This is a genomic window from Fervidobacterium sp. 2310opik-2 (assembly GCF_011057735.1).
Classification (GTDB): Bacteria; Thermotogota; Thermotogae; order Thermotogales; family Fervidobacteriaceae; genus Fervidobacterium; species Fervidobacterium nodosum.
In genome coordinates this window covers 25173-49133 of the sequence record NZ_LNGG01000004.1, presented here as the reverse complement: position 1 = coordinate 49133, position 23961 = coordinate 25173, and the positions used below count along the sequence as shown (strand labels likewise).

The following is a 23961-nucleotide window of genomic DNA, read 5'->3' as shown; positions in this document are numbered from 1 at the left end:
AACAAGAATGAAAGAATTAATGCAAGTAAGAAATGTTGATGATAGGTATGTATATTTAACTTTAATGGTAAACGAAGTAACTTGTTCCGCTTGTGCACTCTCAGGAACATGCTCAGTAAAAGGAAACGAAAAAGATATAAAAATTCAGAAAAAATCCATAAAATCAGAACTTTTACCAATATTACCAGGAGATATTGTTGTTGTTGATTTAAAGTACAACGAAGCTGTGCTTTCGTTAATAGTTTATGGAATTCCGCTACTTGGTTTTATAATCGGCGTTTTATTTAGCTATTTAATGAAATTCAGCGATATTATATCATTTGCTGTAGGAATAGGTTTTGCTGGTGCAGGATTCTTACTAACAAGATTGTTCGATAAGAAATACAAAATAGAGATAACAGATGTAAAAAGATCTGTTGGAACACAATTATTCCAAAACGAAAAAGATGAAAATTTATAGTAAATCTTCTTGAGTAAATATTCTTAGGGGGGAGTATTTTGATTTACACATTCAGAAGGGGAGAACCAATTAATGGTTGGGTGGTCATTGTACATGGTTTGGGCGAGCATATAGGTCGGTACGAAAAATTGATTAATATAGTTACGAAAGAAGGTTACGGTGTTGTTGGTTTTGATTTGCCAGGTCACGGTAAAAGTTCCGGAAAACGTGGTCATACTTCAATAGAAGAAATATTAAATTTAATAGACGAACTTACAAAAGATATAAATACCTTCATACTATTTGGCCATAGTCTCGGAGGGTTAATAAGCATTCGCTACACTGAGACGAGACCTCAAAAAGTAAGCAAATTAATTGTTTCTTCGCCAGCATTATATCTTAAACCAAAAACTTCACAAAAAGTAATGGTAAACATTTTTTCCATAATTATGCCTTCTTTGACGGTTAGCAACGGAATAGATCCAAATTTACTCTCACGAAACAAAGAAGCTGTTCAAAAATATATATCCGATCCATTTGTTCACGATAGAATCTCTATCAAACTTGGTAAGAGCATGTTAAAAAATGTTGAATTAGCTCATCAACAAGCTGAAAGAATAGTATGCCCGACAAGCATACTAATAGGCACAGAGGATAAAGTTACACCTCCAGAAGGTGCGAAAAGATTTTACGAAGAATTAAAAACTAACAAGTATATAGAAGAATTTGAAGGAGGGTATCACGAACTCTTCGAAGACCCAGATTATGGTGAAAACTTCCATCAAAAAATTGTTGAAATTATAAAACAATAAACACTGATATCAAGCACTATATTATAATTTTTTATAATTTAGGAGAGTGGTCCACATGTACAAAACACGATTAGGAGAATTTGAATTAGAAGATAATGAAATCATAACATTCCCTAACGGTATTCCAGGATTTGAAAGTCTTAAAAAATTTGCTGTCATATCACTTGAAGAAACTAAACCAATATTTTGGTTGGTAAGCTTAGAAGATGAAACTATCGCTTTACCAATCATTGATCCATGGCTAATCAAAGAGGATTATGAAATAGAACTTTCGGAAGACGAACTTAAAATACTTAGTGTAGAAGATCCTAGTGATATAGTTATTTGGAGTGTTGTTACGATACCATTTGGCAAACCTCAAGAAGCTACAGTTAACTTAAGAGCACCGATAATTATTAATCTTAAATCAGGCCTTGGCATGCAAATAATACTAGAAAATTACGACTTGAAATATCCAATAATTTCCCCTAATACCAATAATGATGAATTGAAATAATTTTTGAAAAGTGGTGGTTATATGTTGGTTCTTTCTAGGAAAATTGGAGAAAGTATAATTATAGGTGATAATATCGAAGTAAAAGTTTTAAAAATAGAAAGCGGAACTGTAAAAATAGGAATAATAGCACCAACAAATGTAAAAATATACCGGCAAGAGATTTATCAAACAGTTGCTGAGCAAAATAAAAAAACTATTAGTGAAATAGTAAATAGTCCTGATGATTTGAAACATCTAAAGGAGGTACTTAAAAATGTCAATAAAAATAGATGATAAACTTATCGATCATCTATCAAAGCTTTCAAGATTAACAGTTTCAGATACGGAAAAATTAAAAAAAGACTTGCAAAAAATCATTGACTACTTTGAGATACTTTCAGAAGTTAACACCGAAAATATCGAACCTATGTACACTCCAATTGAAGAACCTTTTGAACCAAGAATAGCAAATCCAACAACAAATGAAAATATAAATGAAATCATCGAAAATTTCCCTGAAAAAGTCGATAGACTTATAAAAGTCCCGGGAATATATGGTTAATATGTTTAAACACATTAAAAAATCAAGCAATAATTCAGAAAGCTGGAATAAGAAAGAGTGGCAAATCGCAGAAGAATTAGCCGTAAAATATTTAAAAGAAAAAGGATATAAGATCCTTGAAAAAAATTTTAAAACTCCTTACGGAGAAATCGATATAATTGCCAATAAAAAAGACATTATTATTTTTGTAGAAGTCAAATCGGGAAAAGGAATAAGAATACAACCATCTGAAAGAGTGGACGATAAAAAATATTTAAAGATAGTTAAGAGCGCTGAGTTTTATCTTGAATTTTATCTCAAAAATAAAAATTACAAAATTTCACAAATAGACGTAATTGAAATAATTAATGGAAATATAAAGCATTATGAAAATGTAGGGTGGGATTTCACTTGAGGATAATAGCTACGAATAAAAAGGCTTATACTGATTATATAATCGATGAAACATATGAGGCTGGAATCGTGCTTGTTGGAACAGAAGTCAAATCACTGCGCGAACACGGTGCTAGCTTCAAAGATTCTTTTTGCAGAGTTAAAGAAGGAGAGATTTGGTTGTTAAATCTTCATATTCCGCCATACCAACACGGTAACATTTACAATCACGATCCAGAAAGACCACGAAAATTACTTTTACATAAAAAGGAAATAGATCGCATTTGGAGCAAGTTAAAACTGGAAGGCTATACTGTCATACCAACAAAAATATACTTCAACAATCAGGGAAAAGTAAAAGTCGAAATAGCAATCGCAAAAGGCAAGAAAAGCTATGATAAGAGAGAAGAAATAAAGAAAAAAGAAACACAAAAAAGGATTAAGGAATATCTAAAATATAACAGATGAAGATATAAAGTTAGGAAATAAAAAAGTGAAGGGAGAATGAGAATTATGGATATTGTTAAATTTGTAGAAGAAAAGATAGAAAAATTTCTGAAAGATTATCAGCCAAAAACATTGAGTATTGATTTAGATAATCTAAACATAAATCGATATATAGACCATACAAATTTGAAACCAACTGCCACATCTGATGATATAAGGCAATTTTGCAATGAAGCACTTGAATACAAATTCAAAGGAGTTTGTGTTAATCCATCTTTTGTCCCTCTTGCTTCTGATATTCTAAAAGGCAGTGGCGTTTTAACAGTTACAGTAGTTGGTTTCCCGCTTGGAACCACAAGTACCGCTTCAAAAGTCTCTGAAACAAAATGGGTAGTCGAGAATGGTGCACAAGAAGTTGACATGGTGATACACATTGGCAAACTAAAAGAAAAGGATTATGAATATGTCTACAACGATATCAAAGCTGTTGTCGATGCCGCAAAAGTACCTGTAAAAGTAATAATAGAAACATGCTATTTGACAGACGAAGAAAAGGTTGCGGCCTGCGTACTTTCAAAACTTGCTGGCGCGAAATTTGTAAAAACATCGACTGGCTTCGGAACAGCTGGAGCAAAAGTTGAAGATGTACAATTAATGTATTGGGCAGTAGATGGCGAGATTGAAGTAAAAGCATCTGGTGGAATTAGAACATACGAAGATGCCATAAATATGATAAAAGCCGGCGCAACAAGAGTTGGTACAAGCTCTGGTACTAACATAGTAAAACGCTAAATGTTGTTATTTTTGTTATTTATACGTGGGTAGAAACCCAAAGAAAGAAGGTGAACCCAAATGAAAGTTTTGGGGCTTATTTTAGCTGGAGGGAAAAGTGAAGCTCTTGGAAAACTTGTCTACAAAAGGGCAAGTGCTGCTTTGCCAGTTTTCGGAAAATATAGAGCTATAGACTTTACATTGAGTAACATGGTTAATTCTGGAATATACAAAGTTGGGGTCCTAACACAATATAATCCCAGAAGTCTTATGGACCATTTAGGTTCGGGTAAAGAATGGGACCTTGATAGAAAACATGGCGGTTTGTACATACTCCAACCGTATCTTAGCATGACTGGAGAGTATTGGTATCGTGGTACCGCTGATGCCATATTCCAAAATACAACTATGCTAAGGCGTGGTGATGAAGATTACGTATTAATTGGTTCAGGTGATCATATATATAAAATGCTTTACAACGATTTATTCAACTATCATTTTTCAAAAGGCGCAGATGTTACTTTACTAGTAAAAGAATTAGATGACACATATAATTACAAAGATTATGGTTTTGTTGTCACAGAAAGTGACGGTCGCATAGTAGAGATACACGAAAAGGTAGAAAATCCTCCTTCAAGAAAAGCATTTTTGGGAATTTATTTCGTAAACAAATATCTTCTATTAGATTTACTATACGATACTGTCCCAGCAGGTAAATACGATTTACTCTTAGATGTTATAGTCCCAAATCTAAAAAAACTCAGGGTATATGCATATGAATTCAACGGCTACTGGCGTAATGTAAAAAAAGGAATAAATGAATACTATAGAACAAACATGGAAGTTTTAAACAACAGAAAAATTAGGGAAGAGTTATTCTTAAAAAATGGTAAAGTATATACAAAACTTAAAGATTACCCACCAGCAAAATTTACAGGCACAGCCAAAGTTTCAAACTCGATAATATCCGATGGTTGTATTATATCTGGAAGTGTTAAAAATTCTGTAGTATTCAGGGGAGTCGTTATTAGATCTGGTGCAAGAGTAGAAAATTCAATAATAATGCAAGATACAGTAATTGAAGAAGGCGCTTTTGTAAAGAATGCGATAATAGACAAGAACTGCGTGATACGTGCAGAACAAATGCTCGTTGGCGATTTTGAACCTGTCATTTTGGAAAAATGGATGGTTGTTTAAAGGGGGGAGATATATGAAAAACGTTATAGGATTGATTCTTGCAGGTGGTCAAGGAACCAGACTTGGAGTATTGACCGAGAAAATCCCCAAACCAGCAGTTCAATTTGGTGGAAAATATAGAATAATAGATTTTACTTTAAGTAATTGTGTTAATTCTGGTATTTATAGAATAGGTGTCCTCACTCAGTATAGACCACACCTTTTAAATAAGCATATCGGCATAGGTAAACCTTGGGACCTTGATAGAAAAGGTGGCGGTGTTACTATACTTCAACCATATTCAACACTTACAGAAAGCGTATGGTACAAAGGAACAGCTGATGCAGTTTATCAAAACATCGAATTTGTAGATGAATACAACCCTGAGTATATTGTAGTATTGTCTGGTGATCATATATATTCAATGGATTACAGTGAATTTGTTTACTACCATATATCCAAAGGTGCTTTAGCTACAATCGCTTGCATGGAGGTACCTATAACAGAAGCACATAGATTTGGAATAATGGTAACAGATATCGAAAATAAAATTATCGAATTTCAAGAGAAACCAAAAAATCCAAAATCTAACCTTGCCTCACTTGGAATTTATGTCTTCACCTGGAATTTTATAAAAGAAGTACTCATAGAAGATTCTAAAGACAATTCAAGCGATCACGATTTTGGAAAAAATATAATACCAAAAATACTCTCAACAGAAAAGGTTTACGCATATCCATTCGAAGGTTACTGGCAAGATGTTGGAACAATACAATCTTACTGGGAAACCAATCTTGAACTTGTAAGACCAATACCTCCTTTCAATCTACACGATCCTAATTGGAGATTTTACACTCGTTCAGAGGAAATGAACCCAGCTTACATTTCAGAAAATGGTGAGGTTAGAAATTCTATCATTAGTGAAGGTTGTGAAATATACGGTAGTGTAGAAAATAGTGTAATTTCACAAGGAGTTTTTATTGATGAGAGAGCAATAGTAAAAAATAGCGTAATAATGACAAAAGTAGAAATTGGGAAAAATGTTGTCATTGAAGATGCAATCATCGCAGAAAACACAATCATAAAAGACGGATGTAAAATAGGCATTGGTCACTTCGCAGAAAGCAAATACGATAAAAAAGTCTATAACTCTCATATAACTGTTGTAGGAATGGATAGCATAGTGGAAGAAAACTGTAAAATAGGTAAGAATGTCGTTATTGGTAACGATAAAATCGTTTCAGCTAACACCGTTATAGACAGTGGTGGATATCTAATATAATATAATCTTTAAATAAATTAGAGGAGGAATACTCTTGGATCTTTATTTCATAAAGGTCAGAGCTAGAAGCAAGGGAACAGCAGAGGATATAGTTGGGTATTTTTTCGGAAAAACAAATAATGCTCCGGATTATGATTTTGTCGTAGTTCCTCTAAGATATTCAAATATATTAGAGGATATAACTTTAGAAGAAAACTTAAATGAATTTAAAGAAAAACTTGAAAATATAAAGAAGAAAATAAAAGAAATTCCGGGCATCTACGACATAACATTAGCGTTTTTAGCATACTTGAATAATATGCTGAATCGAAGGGGTAAAATTCCTCTAGGCATTGAATTTTCAACAGCGATAAAAGACGATGATGTAGAGGTTACCAAAACTATTCTCAGTGATTTACTTGAAGAATGGAGCCCGAAAATGGAGGTCTCAGTTAAATTTCACGCAATGAGCCTTGAAGAATATTCTGCCTTTACATTTATGAATCTTCAAGAAGATTTCTCAGATAGTTCTGTACTTGAGATATATTCAAGAGCAGATGTGGCAGACTGCGCTGAAGTTTTTCCCGTTATCGATCCCATAAATGGCACATCTATAATTCAATTCGATATCGGCGATAAAATACCGGTGGTAATTTTAAATTTTGGGAAATACGAAAAACAAATTAGAGAATTATATCCAGGGATCGACAAGCAAAAGTCTTCTTTAGAAGGCATAATAATTAGCAAAGAACTTGTCCGAGTTAAAGGCGGGAACTTATTTCTTGTGAAAATTGAAATCGGCGATGGAATTATAGGTAAAACACTAGTAAGTCCTGCGCTAAAAATACTCAGCGATGAAACTTACTTTTTAAAAAAGAGAAAATACAACACTCAACAACAAAAAGAGTCCCAGAAAGAACTACCTAAACATATAAAGGTTGAGATACCACCAACAACTGGTTCAGAGTTGTTGATATCTTTTATGACAACACTATTGATAACCGGGGCACTTCTTATAATAATTTATATTTTCACCAAATAAGAATTTAAATAATCTATCTATCTTTATAGAGGTGCAAACGTTATGAACATAATAAAAGCAACAAATGAAAATATACAAAAAATAGCAGAATTAATATATTCTGAAAAGTCTGAGTTTTTTGATGAATTATTTGGCAATAAAGCTATAGATTATATATCAAAGGCTTTAGAAGAAGATATACCACCTTTTATCAAGCAGAACATGTTACTATTGACAGATGGTAAAGAAATTAAAAGCGTTTTACTTTATGCAACAAAAGCTGGTTTTCGACATGGTTATCAAAAATGGTTTAAATTACTTGGCTTCAAGATAATTCCTGTTGGTTCGAAGATGATATACATTATAGAGAGAATATTGATGGATTTTTCTGTGGATGATCTTTACATAATATCTCTCTCAGGTGAAATGAAGGAATTTTTACTATATAAATTTATGAAAGAAAACAGATACAAGAGAATTATAGTTGATACGTTTAAAACATCTATATTCGAAAAATTCGGATTCCAAGAATCAAAATCTGTACATCCAAAAATGAAACGCTTTTCAAGAATAAGCGATTATCAGACTTTTACAGGTATCGGCTGGGATACACACCCTCTTGTTGAAAGCAGAAATTTAGTAATTGGCGGTGTTGATATAGAATCTAACATGGGATTATTAGGACATTCAGATGCAGATGTTTTGACACACGCAATAATAGACAGCATAGTAGGAATAACGCATAAAAAAGATATAGGTGTACTGTTTCCAGAAAATGAGTCAAATAAAGACAGAAGAAGTATCGATATGCTAGAAGAAGTAACAAAATATGTTATTTCATCAGGCTTCTTTCCATCTTCAATAGATTGTGTTATAATTTCTCCGATAAAATTAAAAGACTATAGGGAAAAAATTACTCAAAATCTTGAGAATATACTTAATTGTCAAGTTTCGGTTAAATTTAAAAGTGGGAACAATGTATATCCAGAATCGCAAAATAAAGGTATAACAGCAATATGCATAAGTAATATTGATAAAATATAAAACATATAACTTGGAGGTGCAGAGATATGGTAAATTCCTTTATAAAGACAACAGAAGAAAAGATGAAAAAATCCGTTGAAAAAATTGCTGAAGAACTTAAACATTTGAGAACAGGTAGGGCAACCCCTGCTGTACTTGAAGAAATCAAAATTGATTACTATGGAGTGCCAACACCCGTTCTCCAAGTCGCTCAAGTAACTACAGAAGAAAGACAACTCGTTATAAAACCTTGGGAAAGAAATTTGCTGAATGTTATTGAAAAAGCCATATTAGCAAGTGACCTCGGATTGACGCCTGTTAATGATGGTACAGTCGTAAGAATAAACTTTCCAACACCGACAACTGAGCAAAGACAAAAGTGGGTTAAAAAAGCCAAAGAAATAGTTGAAGAAGGTAAAGTTGCAGTGAGAAATATAAGAAGAGATATTTTAAAAGATATAAAAGATAAGAAAAAAGCAGGAGAAATTTCAGAAGATGATGAAAAGAGACTTGAGAAGGAAATTCAAAACTTGACAGATAAATATGTTGCGGAACTCGATAAACTCTTCGAGAAAAAAGAAAAGGAGATAATGGAATTTTGATGAACAATCCAACTAATAATGTACCAATACACATCGCATTTATAATGGATGGAAATGGCCGATGGGCAAAAAAACAAGGTAAACCAAGAACATATGGTCATTACGTTGGAGCATACAAAATAGAAGATGTTGTCAAATGGTGTGCAAATCGTGGTGTGAAATACACCACGTTTTACGCTTTTTCAACCGAAAACTGGAAAAGACCTATGGAAGAGGTAAATTTCATATTTGGCCTTTTGGAAAACAAAATTCACGAATTTTACGAGCGCATGGATAAAGAAGGCGTTAGGCTTAGATTCATAGGAAGAATAGATAAGCTCCCAAGTTCTTTAAAAGAGAAATGCTTAGAATACGAAGAAAAAACAAAAAATAACTCACGTATACAAGTAATAATGGCATTTAATTATGGTGGTCGAAATGAAATCATCGATGGTATAAAAAGATTAATAGAAGACACTAAAAAAGGCAATATTACACCAGATAAATTAGATGAAAACAGCTTTAGAAATTATTTATATGCGTCGGATGTACCTGACCCAGATCTTGTGATACGTACTTCTGGTGAAATGAGAATAAGTAACTTTTTAATTTGGCAAATAGCTTACAGCGAACTTTACTTTTCAAAACTTCTTTGGCCTGAATTTACCGAAGAAGAACTCCAAAAAGCCATCGATGAATACTCAAATAGAGATAGAAGGTTTGGGGGAATAAAGTAAAATGCCAGAAACAATTGAAAAAAACACCAATTCTCAGAAAAATCTAAAAAAGGAAACGATTCAAAGATTCATAAGCGCTATTATAGTTGCTCCATTTGTTGTATTGTGCTTTATATCTTACAGCAGTTTAGTAGGATTAGTCGCAACGATAGTTATGATAACTTCAAGTGAGTTATTTTTCACAACCATAAAACGCCATAGTACTTGGCTTTCGTTTACATACACAGCCATCGTAACGGTTTATCCGATATTGTACGGTGTTGCTTTTAGAAATCACCCTATGGAACTCCTTTCCGTAATTTATATAACTGGAATAATTGTAGCACTTTATAAAATCAAAAACCGGGAAATTATAACGGAAGTTTATTTCGCATATTCAACTGCTTTAATATACATATCATTTTTGCTTTCTTTCTTTATACCACTCTACGATATCTATGGACCAGCAATTGCTTTACTAACTTTAACGCTCTCTTGGTCTTACGATAGTTTTGCTTATGCATTCGGTATGTTATTTGGGAAGCACAAATTCGGAAGCTATTACAGTCCAAACAAGAGTTGGGAAGGTTTCTTTGGTGGTATTGGTGGAACATTTGTTTATATAATTATCTATCAGATAATTGCGAACACATTCTTCCACTCAGAAATGAAATTAACATTTTTTTTGGAACTTTTAATCGCTTTTCTTACAGGATTAATGGACTCTTTTGGTGATATATTTGAATCATCTATCAAGAGACATTACAACGTCAAACATATGGGAAATTTAATGCCAGGTCACGGTGGAATGTTAGATAGAATCGACGGTTTACTCTTTATCACTCCAGTTGTCTATATTATTTTAAAACTTTTCTATTAAGAAAAAATAGAATAAATAAATTTGGAGGTGCAAATAGATGAAATTCATGACAAGTGATGAAATTAGGGAAGCATATCTTAGCTTTTTTGAGAAAAAAGGGCACAAAAGATTACCAAGTGCATCTTTGATTCCAGACGATCCACAATTGATGTTTACAGTAGCAGGCATGGTACCATTTAAACCAATTTTCTGGGGCAAAGTTGATCCAGTATATCCAAGAGTTACAACTTGCCAAAAATGTGTAAGAACAAATGACATAGAAAATGTTGGTAGAACACCAAGGCATCATACTTTTTTCGAAATGCTCGGTAATTTCTCTTTTGGAGATTACTTTAAACAAGAAGCTATCGAATGGGCTTGGGAATTTGTGACCAAAGTACTAGAAATGCCAGAGGAAAAACTATGGGTTTCCGTTTACGAATACGATGACGAAGCTTACGAAATTTGGCGCAAACTAGGTGTACCTGAACGAAAAATAGTAAGAATGAGCAAAGAAGATAACTTTTGGGGACCTGCAGGTCCAACAGGTCCATGTGGTCCATGCTCTGAAATATTCTACGACACGGGTGTTGAAGTCCCGGTACCAGAAGGTCAGGAACCAACACCAGCAAATACAGATGGAAGATACATAGAGATTTGGAATCTTGTCTTTACTGAATTTTACCAAGATGAAGAAGGAAACCTTCATCCACTTCCAAGAAAAAATATAGATACTGGCGCTGGTCTTGAAAGAATCTCCGCAATGATGCAAGGAGTTTATTGGAACTTTGATACAGATTTGTTCAAACCCATAATAGAAAGCATTGAAAATGTACTTAAAGTATCTTATAAATCCGACAAAGTAAAAGACGTTTCTATAAGGGTTATCGCCGACCATGTACGGTCTGTCACATTTATGATTGCCGATGGCGTCTTACCTTCAAATGAAGGGAGAGGTTATGTATTAAGAAGAGTACTTAGAAGAGCTCTTAGGCACGGAGTATTATTAGGAGCAAAAGAACCATTCTTATACAAAATCGTCGACAGCGTTGTGCAAAAAATGGGGAAAATTTATCCAGAAATCGTTGAAAAGCAAGGCTTTGTGGAAAATATAGTAAAAGGTGAAGAGTTGAAGTTTATCAATAATCTTTCCAGAGGACTTGAAATAGTGCAAAAAATAGTCTCTATTTCTGGAAAAATAAGTGCAGAAGACGCTTTTAAATTGTACGATACATATGGTTTTCCAATTGATATACTCAGAGACATTGCTACAGAAAATGGATACGAACTTGATGAAAAAGGATTTGAAAAATACCTAGAAGAGCAAAGAGAAAGGTCAAGAAAAGCACAAGGTGAAATAGAATTTGCGCAAAAAACAGGGTATGAAAATTTAGGGATAGAAACCGTATTTGTTGGTTACGATACACTAGTATCAGAATCTTCTGTATTGAAAATAAGGGTAAATGGAGAATTTGTTGAAAAAGCCGAGGGCAACAATTTAGAATGCGAATTAATACTTGATATAACCCCATTCTATGCTGAGAAAGGTGGCCAAGTAGCAGATACTGGAGTAATAAAATCCCAGGATGGACTTTTCACAGTAGAATATGTTTATTCACCAGTTGAAGGTATAATCGTACATAGAGGTAAGTTAAATGGAAAAATATCGGTAAATGAAAAAGTACAATCTCAAGTTGATGAAATAAAGAGAAAATCAACGATGAGAAATCATACAGCAACCCACATTTTGCACTCAACCTTAAGAAAAGTTCTTGGCTCACATGTAAGGCAAGCTGGGTCTTTGGTTGAACCAACAAGACTAAGATTCGACTTTACACATTATCAAGCACTAACAAAAGATGAAATTACAAAAATAGAAAACATAGTGAACGAAGTAATTCTAAAAGCTATACCTGTAGTCACAGAAATTAAAAGCTACGATGAGGCTGTCAAAGAAGGTGCAATGGCATTATTCGAAGAAAAATATGGTGATTTTGTAAGAGTTGTAAAAGTTTCCGATTTTAGTGAAGAATTATGTGGTGGTACACATGTAAAAAATACCGGTGAAATAGGGCTATTTAAGATAGTATCAGAATCTGCTGTTAGTGCTGGGGTTAGAAGAATTGAAGCTATAACAGGTTTAAATTCTCTTGAATATTTGAGAACAGATGAGGAACTTTTCGAAAAATTAAAACTTTTGCTCGAAGCTCCAAAAAGTGAAATTGTCGAAAAAATACAAAAAATTTTGGAAGAGAAAAAGAACTTAGAAAAAGAAATACAGGAGATAAAGAGAAAACTCATAAATCCTGAAGAGATCGCTAAAAAAGTTAAAGAATACAACAATATAAAATATGTAGTCTCTGTCCTTGAAGATGTCGAACCTGATATCTTAAAAGATCTTATAGATAACATATCAGATAGAATAAAAGGTATTGTATTACTTATATCTAAAATGAGTGATAAAATAATTGTGACCGTAAAAGTTCCAAAAGAACTTACTCAAGATTATAACGCCGGAAACATAGCAAAATTGGTTTCAAAAGTACTTGGTGGTGGTGGCGGAGGTAGTCCAACATTTGCTCAAGCTGGTGGAAAGTTAATTGAGAAAATAGACGAAGCCACTGAATTATTCGAAAAAATAATCAGAAAGGAAGTGCAGTAATGTTTGGCAGATCTGATCTTGGAATAGATCTGGGAACCGCAAATACTTTAGTTTATGTGAGGGGTAAAGGAATAGTTATAAACGAGCCTTCCGTTATATCAATTAATGTTGACACAGGAGAGATAGTAAAAGTCGGTGCGGAAGCAAAGAAAATGATAGGTAAGACTCCATCTTTTATCCAAGCTATCAGGCCTCTCAAAGATGGCGTCATCGCAGATTACGATGTTGCATTAGCGATGTTGAGCTACTTCATAGGAAAGGCTCAAGAAAGTTTCTCGTTTTTCAAACCACGTGTAGTTATCGGTGTGCCTTATGGTGTAACGGAAGTTGAAAGTAGAGCTCTTTTAACAGCAGGGAAAGAAGCTGGTGCAAAAAAGGTTTTCTTAATAGAAGAACCCATGGCAACTGCTATAGGAGCAGGGCTTTCAGTTGAAGAACCGCAAGGAAATATGGTTATAGATATCGGTGGGGGGACAACGGAAGCAGCAGTTATATCTCTTGGTTCAATAGTTAATGCAACTTCCTCAAGAATAGCAGGAGACGAATTCGACGAAGCTATAATACAATATGTCAGAGAAGTTTACAGAGTTACAATCGGTGTAAGAACCGCTGAACGTGTAAAAATAGAAATTGGAAACGTTTACCCTCTGAAGGAATTTGATGAATTACAAACTGAAATAGTTGGTATAGAATTATCAAGTGGATTACCCAAAAAATTAACATTAACCGGAGGAGAAATACGTGAAGCAATAAGACCTACAGCAATGCAAATTGCCGAAACTGCAAAAGCTACTTTAGAGAAAACTCCTCCGGAACTGGTTGCTGATATAACAGAAAGGGGAATTGTTGTAGCTGGTGGTGGTTCATTACTCAAGGGCATCTGCGAACTACTTGAAAAAGAAACAGGTATAAAAGTAGTACGCGCAGAAGATCCAATGAGCTGTGTTGCAAAAGGTGCAGGAATGGTATTGGATAAAATGGATATACTTGTGAGGTTGAAGAGCGTAGAATGAAGTTAAATACATTAGTTATTGTCTTTCTTGTTCTCATGCTTTTACTATTTCTCGATATTTTTTCAAAAAACTTCATAGCTAACTCAATACATACAATACTGTATAAATCTTCTACACCAATTTACAGTTCAAAAAGGAATTTAGAAAAATTATTTGAAAAAGAAAAAATTACTCTAAATGTTACTTTATTCAAAGATACTACTACCAATGCTCTTGAAGTTTTAAGTGAAGACTCTAAAGGAATTTATGTTCTGAATCTAAAGAAAAAAGGTATTGTTGTTGACGCAACGACAGGTGAGCTAATTGGTTTTGTTGAAAAAACTGGTAACGTTGGATACGCAATAAAGTGGTGGGAGAAAGAATTCCCTGTAACTATTGAATCAATAGAGTCCACAAATGAGTCCACTCAAACACTGAAAGAATCAACAGACACACAAGTATACGAAACGTACACACAAAAAACGGTTGGTTATTATTCAAACTATAGAATAGATCTACCAGACCCAAATATTAAAATAAATGGCAAAGTCTATATCTCGGAATATATACCATACGGGCGACTATTAAAAAATAACAATATATCAATAGGTGAGTATAGCAATGGTATCTTCAGAATCAAAATTCCTACAATTCCTAAGTATGTAGTGCTTTTAGAAGATTACACCATAAATGATAGTTCAAATAATTCGAACGGGGGGAAATAACTATGGAATACGAAAAGCTTTCAAAAGAAGAGTTAATCCAAAGAGTAAGAGAGTTAGAAGATGAAATATCAAAATTAAAGATGCGTGAAAACGAGTTGGAAATGCTTCTCACCGAATATTCTTCTATTATGAAAAAACAGTTTGAAGTCTTTGATGATTTTATAAAAGACGTAGGAACAAAGAGAATGATAGACCCACTGACAAGAGTATACTCAAAAGAACATATGTTAAAGCTCATTTCGTACTATCATCAAAAAGCGTTTGAAGAAAATTTTGGCTATGCCATTATAACAGTAACCATTAGTAATTTCGACAAAATGGCACAGATAGAAAAAGAACAAAACTTATTGGGTGTTGGAAAATTACTAAAAGAACTTGTAAGAGTCCCTCTTGACAGCGTTGGAAGAAGCTCCGAAAATCAATTCATCGTACTCTTAACAGAAGTAAATAAGGAAAATAGTATGAAAGTTAAAGAAAGAATTGAAAATGCGCTCATACTACATAATATACCAGCGACAGTAAAAATTTCAAATTATCCAGATGATTCAACAAACATAGAAGAGCTAATGAAAATTGTAGAATAATGTAAAGTAACTATGTATAAAAAAGGAGAGAATGATTAAATTATGGGTTCAATAATAGTTGAAAGAAGTAAACTTTCTGGTGAAGTCGAGATATCGGGCGCAAAAAATTCTGCGTTGCCTCTTTTGGCTGCCGCTTTGCTCACAGAAGAAGAGGTCACACTTTACAAAGTTCCAGTTCTATCCGATGTTGAAACAATGATTGATATTCTCAGAACTACGGGTAAAGACGTCTTCTTTGACAAACATAAAGGTATTGTAAAGATTTCAGGTAAAATCTCAATAACACATATTCAGTACGAACTTGTTAGAAAAATGCGTGCATCATTTAATGTCCTTGGCCCCATTGCCGCATTAGTTGGTGAAGCAAGTACACCTCTTCCTGGTGGTTGTGCAATAGGGGCAAGACCTGTTGACTTTCATCTGGATGGTCTTAAAAAAATTGGTTTTGAAATAAGCTTTGACCATGGCGAGATACGTGCTAAGAGAGGGAAAAAAGAGGAAGAAAGTGTAGTTTATTTACCATTTCCAAGTGTTGGAGCAACAGAGCATATAATGAGTACCGCAGCTATACTTCCAGGTAAGACGATTATAGAGAACGCAGCGATGGAGCCTGAAATAATTGATTTACAAAATTTGCTGAACAAAATGGGAGCAAAAGTTTATGGCGCTGGTACAAGTAAGATAATAGTTGAAGGTGTAGAAAAGCTCCACGGATGTGAACATACAATAATACCAGATAGAATAGAAGCAGGGACATATATAATAGGTATACTTGCGACAAAAGGAGAAGGAATTGTAAAAAATATAATACCAGAACACTTAGACGCTTTATGGTTTGTTTTAGAAAAAACCGGTGCAATTGTTAAGAAGGGAAAAAATGAAGTAGAAATAAAATCACCGGATAAGTGGTATGGTTGCGATATAAATGTATTACCATATCCAGGTTTTCCCACAGACCTTCAGCCACAAATATTGGTTTACCTTTCACTTGCTGATGGTTCAAGCACGGTAACGGAAAATGTCTTTAAAACAAGGTTTGCTCATGTTGCGGAGCTTGTCAGAATGGGTGCAAATATGAAAATTATCGAGAATACAGTATTTATAAATGGTGTCGAAAAGTTATATGGTACAACAGTTATGGGCACCGATTTAAGAGCAACAGCGGCTTTGGTAATTGCAGGATTAGCTGCGGAAGATAGAACTGAGGTAACAAGCGTTGAACATATTTTCAGAGGTTACGAAAACGTGATTGAAAAGTTCTCAAAATTAGGTGCAAGTATAAAATACATCCCCGGAGGTGTTCCTGAAATTTGAAGTCTAAAAAAATTGATAATTTTCTAAAACTCTTTTCGAGTAGAAATTTTTTGCTCTTTCTAATAGATATCACGCTTTTAACATTAGCTGGCTTGAATGCATTGTTTGTAAGATTTGGATTCGACTTTTTAGAAATGTCAAAGTATTCATCCGGGGTTTTGGTACTTGTAATAATAACAATTATATCGAACCTTTTAAATGGCACTTACCGCATTGTCTGGCGTTACGCAACACCAAAAGATTTGATTGTTCTACTAAGAGGTCTGTTTATCGGTTATGCTTTTACATTAATATTCATACATTTCACAAGATTGGTCGTTCTTCCACGTTCCGTTGGAATGCTTACCTTCCTTGGTAGCTATTTTCTACTATTAAGTGCAAGGATAATATATCAATATATGTTAAGTTGGAAACGAAAAAGCGAAAAAAGAATAGCTATAATAGGCGCCGGTGATGCAGGTGTCATATTATTAAACGAAATAAAAAGAACAAACTACGGTTCCGTTGTCGCCTTTTTCGATGACGATACACAAAAAATAGGAAAATACGTTGCCGGTGTAAAGGTTTTGGACTCTGTAGATTCAGTAAATAATTACATCGATAAGCTTGAAATTGATGAAATACTAATAGCTATACCCTCTGCTTCAAAACAAGTCATGAGTAGAATAATCTCAACAATAGATACAGAAAAAGTTAAACTAAAAACTTTCCCTTCAATAACAGAATTTTTAGATAGAAATCCAACAATAACAGATTTACGTGAAATTTCCTTACAAGATATTGTTGGAAGGGAACCAGTAAATGTTGACATAAACTCTATAAGCAAATACTTAACAGGAAAAACAATTCTAATAACCGGCGCCGGTGGTAGTATCGGTTCCGAAATTTCAAGACAAGTTTGTAGGTTTTCTCCAAAAAAAGTAGTCTTAGTTGGGCGAGGAGAAAATAGCATATATGAAATTTACAATGAATTGAAAGAGAAATATTACGAACTCGATATAGTGCCAATAATATCAGACGTTACAGACAAAAACATGATGGAAAAAATTTTCAAAACTCATAGACCGGATATTCTCTTTCACGCCGCTGCACACAAACATGTATTTTTTATGCAAAACAATCTTTACGAAGCACTTAGAGTAAATGTATTAGGCACCATAAACCTTGCAAAATTATCTTGCAACTACAATGTTGAAAAATTCGTGTTTATATCCACCGACAAAGCAGTTCATCCAACTTCATATATGGGTACAAGTAAAAGATTAGCGGAACTTTACTTACTCTCAATACCAGATACATGCAAGACAGATTTTTCGATAGTAAGATTCGGAAATGTCATAGGCAGCAGAGGAAGCGTACTTTGGAAATTCAAAAAACAAATAGAAAACGATGAACCTGTAACAATAACTGATCCAAGAATGAAACGTTACTGGATGAGCATCCCAGAAGCCGTGTCACTTGTGATTCAAGCGGGAGCTTTATCCACAAATAGAGAACTATACGTTCTTGATATGGGAGAGCAAATTCCAGTCGAAGAAGTGGCAAGAGCCCTTGCCAAGATTATGGGAAAACAAAATATAAAAATAAAATACACTGGTGCAATTCCTGGAGAAAAACTTGAGGAAGAACTTTTCTACGAACACGAAAAACCAGAAAAAACGCAACATCCAAAAATAATGCGTGTAGAATATAATAATTTCAAAAAAATACCCCCTGAAGAATTTGAAAACAAAATCTTAGAAATTATGAACAAATACATAGAAGGCCATGAAAAGGAAGCAGAAAATATGATTTACGAAATATTAGAAATAAATTAAATAAAGCGCTATCACTCTTTTTTCTTTAGTTCTATAGCTTTCTCTATATCTTCCTTATCAAATAGATAAACTAAACCGCACCATTTACACGTAACTTCAGCTTTTTCCTCGGAGAGAAGTTCGTACAAGTCTTCCAATTCAAGTATCATAATTGATTCGAAAGCTTTTTCTTTACTACAATTGCATTTAAAAACAACATTTGTCTCCTCATAAATAAGTTTATTAACGCCAAGTACATAACTTGCTATTTCTTCTAAAGGAATGTTATCAAACAAATAATGAGTCATGGAAAAATTTTTAAGATTTGACTCTATTTTAATTATCACTTCATTTGGAAGATGTCTATCAAGGATTTGCACAGCAAGTCCACCTGATGTTAAAACACCATTTTTTTCCATAAGTACACCAAGAGCAAATGCCGATGGAATTTGTTCTGATTTTGTATAGTAATACGCTACGTCCTCCGCTATTTCTCCTGAAATCAAAGGCACTTTAGAGACATATGGAGTTCTTAAACCAACGTCTCTAACAACAGTCAATTCACCTTGACCAATTGCGTTTTTCACATCAAATTTTCCTATCTCATTTGGTTCTAATTCAAAATCTTTGTTTGTTATGTATCCTCTAACTGTACCTTTAGCACTCGATTGACTTACAACATTTCCAGCAGGTCCGTTACCTGAAATTACAAATGTTATCGTCTCCTTCTCCGACAACCATGGTATTACCAATCCTGCGGCAGTTGTTAATCTTCCAAGTACAACCGTAGGAAGATAACTTAATTTATGTCTCTCCCTTAACTCACTTACAATATCTTTAGAATCAATAAGTGAGAACCTTATCATCCCATCGTAAGCTGTACCGTATATCAATCTTCCCATCACAACACCTCCGAATTGCTTACCACTTAAAATATTATATCAACAACTTCAAATTTTGAAAAACAAAAATTCAGTGATATAATAATTATGCACAAAAATATTTATTAATTTAATCGGGGGGAATATTATGCCTACTGTGGATGTTTTGAAAATAGAAGAACTAATTTCAAAAGTACCCGGGGTTAAAGCTGTGAAAGTTGTAGGGGATAGTGGAAATTTAAGTGAAATCCACGTAATAACTTCAAGTGATAAAAGCCCAAAGCAACTTGTGAGAGATATAGAAACCGTTGTTTTGGCAAGCACAGGGATGAGGCTCGATAGAAAAATAATATCAATCGCACAAGTTGAAGGTGATATTAAATCACAAAAAATACTTCCATACCAACTTACAAACTTGAAAGTTGAACCCATCGATGAAAGAAACGTACGTGTTAACGTAACAATAGAACACGGCGAAGAAGAATTTTATGGAGAGTTTTCTGGTCCTAAGACAACGCGAAACATCCCAAAAGTCATTGGAAATGCTGTTCTAAATGCCCTCTCTGAAATCCACGATTTTGCATTATCATTTGATGATGTAGCAGAAGTTTATTTCGTTGGTAAAAAATACGTTTTAGTACACATAACTAAACAATACAATGGAATAGAAGAAAGCATAATAGGCACAGCTATTAACGAAGGAAATTTCGAAAGAGCGGTTGCCGAAGCTGTGCTAGATGCTTTCAGGAGGGTATAAAGTGCTAATTACCAGTAAAAATATAGTAAAATTTGTTATAATAACGATAGTTTTTTTAAACACATGGATTTTTGCGGATTCAAGCTTTTACTATAACAAACCAGAGTCATTGAAAGTTGTTGGAATCCTTCCGGTCCCATTAGAATGGGCAAGCAATGAAATTTCCAGTAAACATAATGTGAAATTAATTTTCTCTCCATGTTTTTATACAGCATCTTGGTCTTCACAATTTGTAACTAAGGGAGATAGATGGATAGGTGTCCCTACCAATCCTGCTGAGAATGTTTTCTATTTACAAGATGAAATACCAGCCTTTTTTAAATTAATTTTAAATTGGAAAATTCCAAACATCGGACTTTATATAGAATTACCTTTCGAAAAAGAAAAGAGAAACAAGTTGGCAACACTAAACCAAGGCAACAATATTCCATTTAGCATAACAAATCCCCTTGATTTTTCCAAAATATCTGTGGATTTGAATTTTCCAACGTACTCTTACCTATATTACGCGAATGATTGGCTTTTTGCTGCAATAGGTAGATTCCCATTAAAATGGGGAGATGCTCAATACCCAGTCCACATCTCTCCAACAACTTATCAGGACAACATTACAATATCTTTAAAATCAACAAACGCAAGCTATGCATTCCATGCTATTACTTCTTACCCTTTACTTTCACAACAAGAAGAGTACATACAAAAAAATTATTCCGATCAACACACAGCAGGAATATATTTCTCAGAACCATCAAAGTATATTTTCGCGCATAGATTTGATTTTCTATTAGACTTACCTTGGAATACAGACTTAAGAATAGGTCTTGGTGAACTTAATGTAGTTGGTGGCAAATTCCCCGATATAATAGATCTTAATCCTGTTACGATATTCCATAATACCTACGGCGAAGGATTCAGTAATGTAACTGGAAGTGTTGATTTTACTTTGAACCTTTCAAATATACTTAAAATATATGGTGAATTTGTACTTGATGATGCCAACAGTCCTACCGAAACAAGTTCGAATTATAAACCAGGAGCAAATGCCAAAAATATAGGACTATCTTTAAATTTATACAGCCAAAACATATGGTTCGAGTATTCAGAAACATCCGAGTGGATGTATGTCACTAACTATCTCCCATACTTGAAAATAAACGTTAGACACTTTGATTTAGAAAATAATCCTAGTGGTAGGCTCCTTTTAGATTATCCTCTTGGGTTTATTTACGGCCCTGACGCAAAAATGTTTTCATTTGGTATAAATGGCACACTGCAAAATTTAGATATTTCCTACGATTTTAGATACAATTATCTAATAAAAGGTCTTGTAAATGATAATGGTACTATAAGATGGAAATGGTTCTGGGATGGATGGACAGGAAACGTTTCAGAGTCTGGAGCAACAACTCCTGAAAAATCAGGTGAAGCTAGCTATCAAATATTTACTGCAAAAATTTCTTGGAAAAATTTCGCGATATTTTATAAAACTATAGATTTTCAAAATTACATCTTAGCACTAAATACTGAATTTTTGTTCTAATTTCTTTCAAAATTAAAATTTATTCATTTAAAAATTTAAATTAAAGGCAAAACACATTCGATGTTTTGCCTTTTTATTTTTTCCTTCAAATTGTTACATGTAATCTTTATTAAACTATACCAAAAAACTTTTTGACAAAAGGTAACTTTTGGTGATATAATTGTAAAAGAAGACAATTTTAATTTAAGGAGGAGTGGTTATGGCAAAAAAAACGATTATGATTATTGATGACCAACCAGAGATTCTGGAATTGGTAAGTTTTACGTTACAGAAAGAAGGATACGACGTTATCCCTGCAGAAGATGCTGAGAAAGCTCTTCAAGAATTAAAAGAAAAAGATGTAGATATGTTTATAGTCGATATAATGCTTCCAAATATGGATGGTTTCGAATTTGTTAGGACAATAAGAGCTAAGGACAAACATAAGTTAACGCCTGTTATCTTCCTTAGTGCAAAAGGTGAAGAATTTGATAAGGTACTTGGGTTGGAACTTGGCGCAGATGATTACATAGTAAAACCATTCAGCGTTAGAGAACTTCTTGCAAGGATTAGAGCCGTATTTAGAAGAATGCAACTTGGTACGGTTGTAAAAGAAGAAAAACCGAAGAAAATTGTTGCAAAAGATTTGGAAATCGATATAGACAAATATGAAGTAAGGGTAAAAGGGAAGAAAGTAAGTCTTACCCCACTTGAATTTGACCTTCTAAGATTCCTTGCCGAAAACGAAGGAAAAGTATTTTCAAGAGATGTTTTACTTGACAAACTGTGGGGGTATGACTACTTCGGCGATACAAGAACTGTTGACGTACACATAAGAAGACTCAGAACCAAAATTGAAGATGACCCATCAAATCCAAGGTATGTTGTTACAGTCAGAGGAAAAGGTTATAAATTTAGAGACCCAGGAAAGGAAGAATAATTGAAAAATGATTATTTACGCAATTGTTATAACAGTAATAGCATTAATTTTTTCGATATTATTTTTCCTTAATCGGAAAAATTTACGTATATATTCTCGTTATCTTGATAAAATTGCAATTACTATAGGGGAGGAGGTTGGCACACCTCCTCTATACATCTATGAAAGACTTAGAAAAAAGATAGAAGAACTTGAAAAAAGAATATTTGAAAGCGAAAAAGAAAGAAGAAATATTTTCACCATATTAAACAATATAACAGATCCAATAATCATCGTAAGAGGAGACGGAGTTATTACATTTGCCAATATTGCTGGTAGAGATATCACAAGACCTGGCATAGAAGGAAGAAAGGTTTATGACGTTGTAGAAAATTACTTCCTACTCGAGATGTTTGAAAAAGCACTGGAAACCGGGGAAATACAAAGTGGCGATGTAGTGATGCAAACAAATGGAGAAACACGATACTATGATGCCAAAGTCGTGCCTATAAAATTTGACCAAGAAAGCGAAAGGTATATAATCGTACTCCATGATACCACAAAAGAAAAGCAACTTGATAAACTGCGCAGAGAATTTATATCAAATGTATCTCATGAACTTAGAACCCCTCTGACATCCATTCACGGTTACGCTGAGGCCTTGCTTGATGATGACTTGTCAAATAAAGAGCTCGTTAGAAAATTTCTTGGTGTAATAGAAAGTGAATCGGCAAGGATGACGAGGTTAATAAACGATTTACTAGACCTTGAGAAGCTTGAATCTGGAGATGCGAAGTTTAACTTCTCAGATGTTAACATGTGCAGAGTTATAGAGAGAGTTGTAACAATCTTAGAACCTCTCGCTGAAGATTACGGTGTGGAGCTTTATACAAAATGTGAATGTAAATCAACTGTTTATGGAGATTTTGATAGACTTGTTCAACTCGTGTTAAATTTAGTTGATAATGCAGTTAAATACACATCGATAAAAGAAACAGGTGAAAAGAAGGTATTTGTAAAATGCCATGAAAAGGAAGATAAATTGATTTTTGAAGTGCAAGATACCGGTCCTGGAATACCAGAAGATGCACAAAAAAGATTATTTGAGAGATTTTACAGAGTCGACAAAGCTCGAAGCCGGAAAGTTGGAGGTACAGGCCTTGGCTTGTCAATTGTTAAAATGATAGCTGACAAGCATAATGCAACAATATCGTTCGAAAGTAAAGTAGGTGAAGGCACAACGTTTAGAGTATATTTCAAAAAAAGCTCACAGGAGACTACAGATGAAAACAAATAA

At 33.8% G+C, this 23961-nt stretch carries 26 protein-coding genes; 25 read left to right on the top strand and 1 reads right to left on the bottom strand.

What is annotated here, in order from left to right; genetic code table 11:
- Positions 1–7: 7 nt before the first annotated feature.
- From AS161_RS02125 to AS161_RS02025, 21 genes are read left to right on the top strand one after another with little or no spacing between them, the layout of a single operon-like run.
- Positions 8–460: a SoxR reducing system RseC family protein gene (locus AS161_RS02125; protein WP_164541631.1), complete on the top strand. Its 453-nt coding sequence runs from the start codon at positions 8–10 to the stop codon at positions 458–460.
- Positions 461–498: 38 nt separating this feature from the next.
- Positions 499–1251, top strand: coding sequence for an alpha/beta hydrolase (locus AS161_RS02120; RefSeq protein ID WP_011994661.1), 753 nt, complete (start codon positions 499–501; stop codon positions 1249–1251).
- 55 nt (positions 1252–1306) lie between these two features.
- The gene (fliW, locus tag AS161_RS02115) at positions 1307–1747 is read left to right on the top strand and encodes a flagellar assembly protein FliW (protein ID WP_164541630.1); all 441 of its coding nucleotides are present in this window, start codon (positions 1307–1309) and stop codon (positions 1745–1747) included.
- Positions 1748–1768: 21 nt separating this feature from the next.
- On the top strand, positions 1769–2020 hold the full coding sequence (csrA, locus tag AS161_RS02110; RefSeq protein ID WP_011994659.1) for a carbon storage regulator CsrA: 252 nt from the start codon (positions 1769–1771) through the stop codon (positions 2018–2020).
- Positions 2001–2288: an Asp-tRNA(Asn)/Glu-tRNA(Gln) amidotransferase subunit GatC gene (gatC, locus tag AS161_RS02105; RefSeq protein ID WP_011994658.1), complete on the top strand. Its 288-nt coding sequence runs from the start codon at positions 2001–2003 to the stop codon at positions 2286–2288. Before csrA ends, gatC begins: the two co-directional genes overlap by 20 nt.
- Position 2289: 1 nt before the next feature.
- Entirely contained in the window at positions 2290–2682 is a 393-nt protein-coding gene (locus AS161_RS02100) for a YraN family protein (RefSeq protein WP_238374582.1), read from the top strand.
- The gene (gene smpB, locus AS161_RS02095) at positions 2679–3128 is read left to right on the top strand and encodes an SsrA-binding protein SmpB (RefSeq protein WP_011994656.1); all 450 of its coding nucleotides are present in this window, start codon (positions 2679–2681) and stop codon (positions 3126–3128) included. Before AS161_RS02100 ends, smpB begins: the two co-directional genes overlap by 4 nt.
- Before the next feature lie 45 nt (positions 3129–3173).
- The gene (gene deoC / locus AS161_RS02090) at positions 3174–3899 is read left to right on the top strand and encodes a deoxyribose-phosphate aldolase (RefSeq protein WP_011994655.1); all 726 of its coding nucleotides are present in this window, start codon (positions 3174–3176) and stop codon (positions 3897–3899) included.
- A 60-nt stretch (positions 3900–3959) separates the two neighbouring features.
- On the top strand, positions 3960–5075 hold the full coding sequence (gene glgD / locus AS161_RS02085; RefSeq protein WP_011994654.1) for a glucose-1-phosphate adenylyltransferase subunit GlgD: 1116 nt from the start codon (positions 3960–3962) through the stop codon (positions 5073–5075).
- Positions 5076–5088: 13 nt separating this feature from the next.
- The gene (locus AS161_RS02080; RefSeq protein ID WP_164541629.1) at positions 5089–6336 is read left to right on the top strand and encodes a glucose-1-phosphate adenylyltransferase; all 1248 of its coding nucleotides are present in this window, start codon (positions 5089–5091) and stop codon (positions 6334–6336) included.
- A gap of 34 nt (positions 6337–6370) precedes the next feature.
- The gene (locus AS161_RS02075; RefSeq protein WP_164541628.1) at positions 6371–7357 is read left to right on the top strand and encodes a DUF4899 domain-containing protein; all 987 of its coding nucleotides are present in this window, start codon (positions 6371–6373) and stop codon (positions 7355–7357) included.
- A 42-nt stretch (positions 7358–7399) separates the two neighbouring features.
- Positions 7400–8380: a 2-C-methyl-D-erythritol 2,4-cyclodiphosphate synthase gene (locus tag AS161_RS02070; protein ID WP_164541627.1), complete on the top strand. Its 981-nt coding sequence runs from the start codon at positions 7400–7402 to the stop codon at positions 8378–8380.
- 26 nt (positions 8381–8406) lie between these two features.
- Positions 8407–8961 carry a ribosome recycling factor gene (frr, locus tag AS161_RS02065; RefSeq protein ID WP_011994650.1) on the top strand — a complete coding sequence of 185 codons (555 nt, stop codon included), beginning with the start codon at positions 8407–8409 and terminating at the stop codon, positions 8959–8961.
- Complete coding sequence (locus tag AS161_RS02060; protein WP_164541626.1) at positions 8961–9677, top strand: isoprenyl transferase; 717 nt, start codon at positions 8961–8963, stop codon at positions 9675–9677. The genes frr and AS161_RS02060 overlap by 1 nt, the downstream gene beginning before the upstream one ends.
- Position 9678: 1 nt before the next feature.
- A complete protein-coding gene (locus AS161_RS02055) occupies positions 9679–10536 on the top strand; it encodes a phosphatidate cytidylyltransferase (protein ID WP_164541625.1) in 858 nt (285 codons plus the stop codon).
- Between the two features lie 37 nt (positions 10537–10573).
- A complete protein-coding gene (gene alaS / locus AS161_RS02050; protein ID WP_164541624.1) occupies positions 10574–13177 on the top strand; it encodes an alanine--tRNA ligase in 2604 nt (867 codons plus the stop codon).
- Positions 13177–14190: a rod shape-determining protein gene (locus tag AS161_RS02045; protein WP_164541623.1), complete on the top strand. Its 1014-nt coding sequence runs from the start codon at positions 13177–13179 to the stop codon at positions 14188–14190. The genes alaS and AS161_RS02045 overlap by 1 nt, the downstream gene beginning before the upstream one ends.
- Positions 14187–14894: a hypothetical protein gene (locus tag AS161_RS02040; RefSeq protein WP_164541622.1), complete on the top strand. Its 708-nt coding sequence runs from the start codon at positions 14187–14189 to the stop codon at positions 14892–14894. Before AS161_RS02045 ends, AS161_RS02040 begins: the two co-directional genes overlap by 4 nt.
- A 2-nt stretch (positions 14895–14896) precedes the next feature.
- Complete coding sequence (locus AS161_RS02035; protein ID WP_011994644.1) at positions 14897–15478, top strand: diguanylate cyclase; 582 nt, start codon at positions 14897–14899, stop codon at positions 15476–15478.
- Positions 15479–15520: 42 nt separating this feature from the next.
- Positions 15521–16792: a UDP-N-acetylglucosamine 1-carboxyvinyltransferase gene (gene murA / locus AS161_RS02030; protein WP_164541621.1), complete on the top strand. Its 1272-nt coding sequence runs from the start codon at positions 15521–15523 to the stop codon at positions 16790–16792.
- Positions 16789–18609 (top strand): nucleoside-diphosphate sugar epimerase/dehydratase, encoded by a 1821-nt coding sequence (locus AS161_RS02025; RefSeq protein WP_164541620.1) that lies wholly within the window; start codon positions 16789–16791, stop codon positions 18607–18609. Before murA ends, AS161_RS02025 begins: the two co-directional genes overlap by 4 nt.
- An 11-nt stretch (positions 18610–18620) precedes the next feature.
- Here the strand turns inward: AS161_RS02025 and AS161_RS02020 are convergent, their stop codons facing one another.
- Positions 18621–19490, bottom strand: a complete 870-nt coding sequence (locus AS161_RS02020) for an Hsp33 family molecular chaperone HslO (RefSeq protein WP_164541619.1) — start codon at positions 19488–19490, stop codon at positions 18621–18623.
- A 127-nt stretch (positions 19491–19617) separates the two neighbouring features.
- Here AS161_RS02020 and AS161_RS02015 point away from each other — a divergent pair, with 127 nt between their 5' ends.
- The 4 genes from AS161_RS02015 to AS161_RS02000 all read left to right on the top strand — a co-directional run bounded on the left by AS161_RS02015 (position 19618) and on the right by AS161_RS02000 (position 23961).
- Positions 19618–20226 carry a hypothetical protein gene (locus AS161_RS02015; RefSeq protein WP_164541618.1) on the top strand — a complete coding sequence of 203 codons (609 nt, stop codon included), beginning with the start codon at positions 19618–19620 and terminating at the stop codon, positions 20224–20226.
- A gap of 1 nt (position 20227) precedes the next feature.
- Positions 20228–21766, top strand: coding sequence for a capsule assembly Wzi family protein (locus AS161_RS02010; protein WP_164541617.1), 1539 nt, complete (start codon positions 20228–20230; stop codon positions 21764–21766).
- Between the two features lie 199 nt (positions 21767–21965).
- On the top strand, positions 21966–22685 hold the full coding sequence (locus tag AS161_RS02005) for a response regulator transcription factor (protein WP_011994638.1): 720 nt from the start codon (positions 21966–21968) through the stop codon (positions 22683–22685).
- 7 nt (positions 22686–22692) lie between these two features.
- Positions 22693–23961 (top strand): ATP-binding protein, encoded by a 1269-nt coding sequence (locus AS161_RS02000; protein WP_164541616.1) that lies wholly within the window; start codon positions 22693–22695, stop codon positions 23959–23961.

Excerpts from the sequence above, each read along its gene's own strand:
- gatC (WP_011994658.1), top strand. The coding sequence starts at position 2,001 with ATGTCAATAAAAATAGATGATAAACTTATCGATCATCTATCAAAGCTT.
- AS161_RS02070 (WP_164541627.1), top strand. The coding sequence starts at position 7,400 with ATGAACATAATAAAAGCAACAAATGAAAATATACAAAAAATAGCAGAA.
- AS161_RS02020 (WP_164541619.1), bottom strand. The coding sequence starts at position 19,490 with ATGGGAAGATTGATATACGGTACAGCTTACGATGGGATGATAAGGTTC.
- alaS (WP_164541624.1), top strand. The coding sequence starts at position 10,574 with ATGAAATTCATGACAAGTGATGAAATTAGGGAAGCATATCTTAGCTTT.
- AS161_RS02055 (WP_164541625.1), top strand. The coding sequence starts at position 9,679 with ATGCCAGAAACAATTGAAAAAAACACCAATTCTCAGAAAAATCTAAAA.
- AS161_RS02080 (WP_164541629.1), top strand. The coding sequence starts at position 5,089 with ATGAAAAACGTTATAGGATTGATTCTTGCAGGTGGTCAAGGAACCAGA.
- AS161_RS02125 (WP_164541631.1), top strand. The coding sequence starts at position 8 with ATGAAAGAATTAATGCAAGTAAGAAATGTTGATGATAGGTATGTATAT.
- AS161_RS02000 (WP_164541616.1), top strand. The coding sequence starts at position 22,693 with ATGATTATTTACGCAATTGTTATAACAGTAATAGCATTAATTTTTTCG.
- murA (WP_164541621.1), top strand. The coding sequence starts at position 15,521 with ATGGGTTCAATAATAGTTGAAAGAAGTAAACTTTCTGGTGAAGTCGAG.
- AS161_RS02035 (WP_011994644.1), top strand. The coding sequence starts at position 14,897 with ATGGAATACGAAAAGCTTTCAAAAGAAGAGTTAATCCAAAGAGTAAGA.
- deoC (WP_011994655.1), top strand. The coding sequence starts at position 3,174 with ATGGATATTGTTAAATTTGTAGAAGAAAAGATAGAAAAATTTCTGAAA.
- AS161_RS02015 (WP_164541618.1), top strand. The coding sequence starts at position 19,618 with ATGCCTACTGTGGATGTTTTGAAAATAGAAGAACTAATTTCAAAAGTA.
- AS161_RS02100 (WP_238374582.1), top strand. The coding sequence starts at position 2,290 with ATGTTTAAACACATTAAAAAATCAAGCAATAATTCAGAAAGCTGGAAT.
- frr (WP_011994650.1), top strand. The coding sequence starts at position 8,407 with ATGGTAAATTCCTTTATAAAGACAACAGAAGAAAAGATGAAAAAATCC.
- AS161_RS02045 (WP_164541623.1), top strand. The coding sequence starts at position 13,177 with ATGTTTGGCAGATCTGATCTTGGAATAGATCTGGGAACCGCAAATACT.
- csrA (WP_011994659.1), top strand. The coding sequence starts at position 1,769 with ATGTTGGTTCTTTCTAGGAAAATTGGAGAAAGTATAATTATAGGTGAT.
- AS161_RS02060 (WP_164541626.1), top strand. The coding sequence starts at position 8,961 with ATGAACAATCCAACTAATAATGTACCAATACACATCGCATTTATAATG.
- AS161_RS02040 (WP_164541622.1), top strand. The coding sequence starts at position 14,187 with ATGAAGTTAAATACATTAGTTATTGTCTTTCTTGTTCTCATGCTTTTA.
- fliW (WP_164541630.1), top strand. The coding sequence starts at position 1,307 with ATGTACAAAACACGATTAGGAGAATTTGAATTAGAAGATAATGAAATC.
- glgD (WP_011994654.1), top strand. The coding sequence starts at position 3,960 with ATGAAAGTTTTGGGGCTTATTTTAGCTGGAGGGAAAAGTGAAGCTCTT.
- AS161_RS02005 (WP_011994638.1), top strand. The coding sequence starts at position 21,966 with ATGGCAAAAAAAACGATTATGATTATTGATGACCAACCAGAGATTCTG.